Origin of the sequence: Streptomyces ossamyceticus (assembly GCF_001418475.1) — a bacterium.
Taxonomy (GTDB): Bacteria; Actinomycetota; Actinomycetes; order Streptomycetales; family Streptomycetaceae; genus Streptomyces; species Streptomyces ossamyceticus.
Genome location: NZ_LIQX01000668.1, coordinates 1 through 4,385, shown reverse-complemented (window position 1 = coordinate 4,385; position 4,385 = coordinate 1). Strand labels below are relative to the sequence as shown.

The following is a 4,385-nucleotide window of genomic DNA, read 5'->3' as shown; positions in this document are numbered from 1 at the left end:
CATCGCCGCGGCGATGGGCGGGGTGTACGCGCTGACCGCCCAGGCGGCCGTGACCTGCGCGTCGACTACGTCAACCGGAGCGGCGCCGTCGAGGTCGCGTTCACAGCGGTTCCGCTGTCCCGTGCGGGAACCGTCACCCCACCGTCGCCGCGATGATCTCCTCCATGTCGTCCACCGCCATGAGCACCTCGCCAACCAGCGCCTTACGCGTATCCCCTGATGAGACATCATCCGGAGCCGGATGGTTCAGTCGGCGATGCCGGGCGGGCGGACCGTGCGGCCAGACATCAGTTCCGCGTCCCGGAACGGCTCACCCGCGAGCCCCAGCTCGAACCACACCCCCTTCGCGAACCGCCCCGCCCGGCCGTCCGCCACACCCCAGCCGTCCGCCATCTCGTCCACGAGCGCGAGCCCTCTCCCCCAGCAGGCGGCGACTCCGGCGGCGGGCCGCACCACCACCGGAGGGTCCGCGCTCTCGTCGAACACGCTGACCCGTAGCCGGGCCGGGGTCAGGTGAACGCGGAGCATGGCGGTGCCCTTGGTGTGGAGATGGACGTTGGTGACGAGTTCCGAGGTGCACAGGGCGGCGGGCATGACGAGGTGCTCCCGTTCGTGGGTGACGAGGATGGCCCGCACGAAGTCCCGGCAGAGACGGGGGGCGGTCGGGTCGGCAGGGGCGAACAGGCTGTACTCGTAGGTGAGTTGCACAGGCCTGTGGGCAGCACTGCGGGCTGGATGCATGGGTGCTCCTGGCGGTGTGGGTGATGGGGAGGGGCCCCGGCCCGGCGATGGCGACGCCCACGCGCGCCCGGGCTGCGGGGTGGGTGCTCTGTCGACTTACGGGCTGGGGGAGTTGCTTGTTCTCGGTGCGTGACTGATTCCACACCCAAAGTAGAAGTGAAGGGCTCATCATCTCAACCCTGTCACCTGATCGAGTGGACCGATCACTCACCGCCGTGCAGACTTCCCACGAGCCACCAGGGAGTGATCGTGGGACTACGCACCACCATCAGCGAACGCCAACGCCGCCTCGGCTTCGAACTCAAACAACTGCGCGAAATCGCGGGCTTGAGTGCTGCCGAAGCCGCTCAGCGGATCAGCATGAGCCGGGCACAACTGAGCCATATCGAACTGGGGCGCACATCCATCCTCACTGATCGGCTGCTGGACCTGTGCCGGACATACGGTTGCACGGACGAGCCCTACGTCGATGCCTTGGTGTCCATGTCCGAGGCGTCCGGCAGGGGCTGGTGGAGCGCGTACCGGAAACGCATGGGGCCGGCCGCGCTCAACCTCGCCGAGTTGGAGGCCGAGGCGGTCACCCTGCGGATGCACGAGTCACTGTTCATTCCGGGGCTTTTCCAGACCGCCGACTACGCGCGGGCCATCTTCAACAGCCCCAAGCTGGGCTTCGAGAACATCGAGGACGGTCTGCGGTTCCGCATGGAGCGGCAGCGGGTCCTCGCTCGCGACAACCCACCCTCCGTCCACGCCGTGATCCACGAAGCGGCGCTGCACATGCGGTTCGGCAGCGCGAGGGTCGTACGCGAGCAGTTGGTACGGCTCATCGAGTTGGCTCGTCTCCCCCATGTGACCATCCAGATCTATCCGTTCACCGCTCAGGCGTACGCGGCCCTCAGCGGCAACTTCGTTCACACCATCCCCGTCACCCGGCGGCTCGGCACGGTGGTCCTCGACCGCGCCACCGGCCCCGACTACCTACGAGAGCCGGAGCAACTACGGCAGTACGACGCGCTGTTCGCGCGGCTGGCCGAGAATGCGCTGCCCCCGGTCGACGTATCGTTGGCCCCCGAAGCACACTCGGTGAAGGACTCGCTGGCCCTCATCCAGCATCTGCTCTACACGCTCTAGGAGGCCCGGATGGCTGACCTGAACTGGCAGAAGTCCTCGTTCAGCGGAGGCCCCGAGAGCAACTGCCTCTACCTGGCCACCGCCCCCGACGGAACCATCCGCCTCCGCGAGAGCGACGAACCGCACGTGCTCCTGGGCACCGAGCCGAAGGCCCTCGCCGCACTCCTCGGGCACGTCAAGGCGAGCCTCACGCCCACGCGCTGAGGCTGCGGCGCGGGCGACATGCTCGTCGCTCAACGCGCGAGGTGACGATTGGCCGGCGTGGGCGCCCTGGCTCCTTCAGCGCCGGGGCCTTGCCCCCCAGGCTCACCCTCCCGCTCGCCGGCTCACCTGCCGCTCCAGGTCCCGGAGGTCCCTGACCAGCGACGAGCGCACCTTGCGCCCCATCATCGGCCCGGCCAACCGGTAGAAGCCTGAGGCGTCACCGCGTACACGGATCCGGGCGAGCGTGCCGCCGTCCGGAAGCGGGTCGAAGGAGTAGGTCACGTGCATCGGCATCGGACCGGCCACCGAGACCATGTCCAGCAGCCTCGGCGGCTCGTACTCGGCGACTCGCAGCACGTAGTCGATCCGCTTGCCGAGGAAGTGAGCCGTCCGCGTCACCTCCGCCCCGACCCCGAAACCGCCCGCATCCGCCTGCCGCGTCAGCCGAGCCGTCCGGATGCCCTGGGTCCACCCGGCATCGTGGCGCCAGTCCATGGCATACGCGGCCACCCGCTCCCACGGCAGTGGGATCGCCCGGTCCACCGTCACATCGATACCCATCCGCTGCCCCGTTCCCCGCATTCCCGGTTGCCGTTCCATGGAGCCACCCCGTACGGCCGGAGGCAACCGGAGGCCGTGGCGGACCGGCCTCGGTCCCCGTTCACGCCGTCGAGGGACCCGCGTCAGGTTGATGTGCTCAGACGCCGGCCCGGTCCAGGGCGCTCTGGAGGGACTGCCGGTAGCCCTCACTGGTGTACCTGGCGCCCGACACCGTGTCGATGTCCGCGCTCTGCGCCCGCAGGGTCTCCTGGTTGAGCTTGGGAATGGCGGTGGAGTTGATGTCTTTGCTCCGCGGCGTCTCATCCGGGGACGGGCTGCTCTGCTCCGGCTCCCCGCGATGGATGAACCATCCGCGCAACGCCGAGCAGGCCCGGTTGAAGCTGTGGCAGTTGAGGGTCGCCCATCTCAGCGGCTTCGCGGTACCGCCCACTCTCGTCACCACCTCCCCGCGGCTGGCGCGGCAGTTCGCCGCGGAGCACGGGGACGTGGTGGTGAAATCCGCCTCGGGACCGCCACCGGGTGCCCCCGCTCTGGCTCTGCCCACCACGCTGATCGGCCCCGACACGGACTTCTCCGGCGTCGCGGCCGGGCCGGCGCTGCTCCAGCGGTACATACCCAAGCGTGCCGACATCCGTCTGACCTGTGTCGGCACCCGGCTGTTCGCCGCTCGGAAGGTGGCCGAACCCGGCCAGGTCGACGGGCGCTACGGCGACACCGGCCACGCCTGGGAGGCGGTCCCTGTTCCCGAGCGTGTCAGCAGGTCGGTGTACGAGTACGTCGCCCTCGCCGGACTGGCGTATGCCGCGTTCGACTTCGCCGAGGAGAAGGGCATCTGGTGGTTCCTGGAGTGCAACCAGAGCGGCCAGTTCGGCTTCATCGAGCTGGAGACCGGGCAGCCGATCTCGGAGGCCGTCGCCCTGTGGCTGTCGCAGCGCAAGGCGAGCCCTCGTGTTCCCCAAGGCCAGACCGTGCTTCCGGACAGGCGCCGTCGGTTCCCGGGCTGAGGGCTCGGACTCGATGTGCGTCACCTCCCGCGCCCTCGTGGGAAAGAGGGTCAGCGCCGCCCGCGTTCCCGGACCAGTCGCGCGGCCCAGCCCGCGATGATGAGGATCCCGGCGTAGACGGCGCTCCAGAGCCAGCTGCGCGGCGGATCCCTCAGTTGTCCAACGAGCCACAGGACCGCCGTACAGATCGACCAGGAGCTGATCCACAGGACGCCCTCAAGCCACAGGGGCAGTGCTTCATGGGCGACGGGAGACAGCGGAGCCGACCGCCACCCTCCGGTGCGCTCGTAGTGAGCTTGGCGCCGACGCTCGAAGCGGCACAGGAGCCAGAAGAACAGCCCGGCACCCAGCCCCCACAGCACCGCCTGAAGCATGAGCCCCAGATCATCGAAGGCCGAGAGGGCCCAGGCACACAACAGTCCGCTGACGACACCGCCGACCACTCCCGTGGCCACAGGGTGCCGGGCCAGGAACACCTGCACCCTGGGGGGCGGCTCGGCCCCGCCGAAGCGCCGGTCGAAATCCAGGAACGCTCGCCGCAGTCTCTCCACCGACCACTCCCCCTCTTCCTGAAGCCGGCCGACGCACATCTTCCCCGACAGACCTGATCCCGTTGCCTCAGTGCGGAAAAGCCGTCAACGCCAGTCAGTGTGCCAGCAGGTCGATCACGCCCGTCAGGTCCTCCTCTCCGCTGCCCTCGGTCAGACGGCGGCGCATCAGCGCGAAGTAGGGGCTGAGGAGTTC

6 protein-coding genes and 3 pseudogenes are annotated in these 4,385 nt (G+C 69.0%); 4 read left to right on the top strand and 5 right to left on the bottom strand.

Annotated elements, in window-relative coordinates:
- On the top strand, positions 1 to 220 hold a 220-nt coding region (locus tag AOK15_RS46250), incomplete at its 5' end, for a hypothetical protein (protein ID WP_205632285.1).
- Positions 221 to 246: 26 nt separating this feature from the next.
- Here AOK15_RS46250 and AOK15_RS36155 read toward each other — a convergent pair.
- Positions 247 to 741, bottom strand: coding sequence for an ATP-binding protein (locus AOK15_RS36155; protein ID WP_055522707.1), 495 nt, complete (start codon positions 739 to 741; stop codon positions 247 to 249).
- 249 nt (positions 742 to 990) lie between these two features.
- Between AOK15_RS36155 and AOK15_RS36150 the strand changes: the two genes are divergently transcribed.
- Together AOK15_RS36150 and AOK15_RS36145 are read left to right on the top strand one after the other, a co-directional pair.
- A complete protein-coding gene (locus AOK15_RS36150; protein ID WP_055522710.1) occupies positions 991 to 1,872 on the top strand; it encodes a helix-turn-helix domain-containing protein in 882 nt (293 codons plus the stop codon).
- A 9-nt stretch (positions 1,873 to 1,881) separates the two neighbouring features.
- On the top strand, positions 1,882 to 2,076 hold the full coding sequence (locus AOK15_RS36145) for a DUF397 domain-containing protein (protein ID WP_055522705.1): 195 nt from the start codon (positions 1,882 to 1,884) through the stop codon (positions 2,074 to 2,076).
- A gap of 102 nt (positions 2,077 to 2,178) precedes the next feature.
- On the opposite strand, the gene AOK15_RS36140 is transcribed toward AOK15_RS36145, so the two are convergent.
- Entirely contained in the window at positions 2,179 to 2,637 is a 459-nt protein-coding gene (locus AOK15_RS36140) for an SRPBCC family protein (protein ID WP_055522709.1), read from the bottom strand.
- A 136-nt stretch (positions 2,638 to 2,773) separates the two neighbouring features.
- Positions 2,774 to 2,944: pseudogene (locus AOK15_RS41520) on the bottom strand (FMN-binding protein); the annotation flags it as partial.
- Between the two features lie 16 nt (positions 2,945 to 2,960).
- Between AOK15_RS41520 and AOK15_RS36135 the strand changes: the two are divergent.
- Positions 2,961 to 3,641: pseudogene (locus AOK15_RS36135) on the top strand (MvdC/MvdD family ATP grasp protein); the annotation flags it as partial.
- A 50-nt stretch (positions 3,642 to 3,691) separates the two neighbouring features.
- Here AOK15_RS36135 and AOK15_RS36130 read toward each other — a convergent pair.
- Both AOK15_RS36130 and AOK15_RS47905 read right to left on the bottom strand, forming a co-directional pair.
- The gene (locus AOK15_RS36130) at positions 3,692 to 4,192 is read right to left on the bottom strand and encodes a hypothetical protein (protein WP_157870477.1); all 501 of its coding nucleotides are present in this window, start codon (positions 4,190 to 4,192) and stop codon (positions 3,692 to 3,694) included.
- Between the two features lie 94 nt (positions 4,193 to 4,286).
- A pseudogene (locus tag AOK15_RS47905) lies at positions 4,287 to 4,385 on the bottom strand (NAD(P)-dependent oxidoreductase); the annotation flags it as partial.

Excerpts from the sequence above, each read along its gene's own strand:
- AOK15_RS36145 (WP_055522705.1), top strand. The coding sequence starts at position 1,882 with ATGGCTGACCTGAACTGGCAGAAGTCCTCGTTCAGCGGAGGCCCCGAG.
- AOK15_RS36155 (WP_055522707.1), bottom strand. The coding sequence starts at position 741 with ATGCATCCAGCCCGCAGTGCTGCCCACAGGCCTGTGCAACTCACCTAC.
- AOK15_RS36140 (WP_055522709.1), bottom strand. The coding sequence starts at position 2,637 with ATGGGTATCGATGTGACGGTGGACCGGGCGATCCCACTGCCGTGGGAG.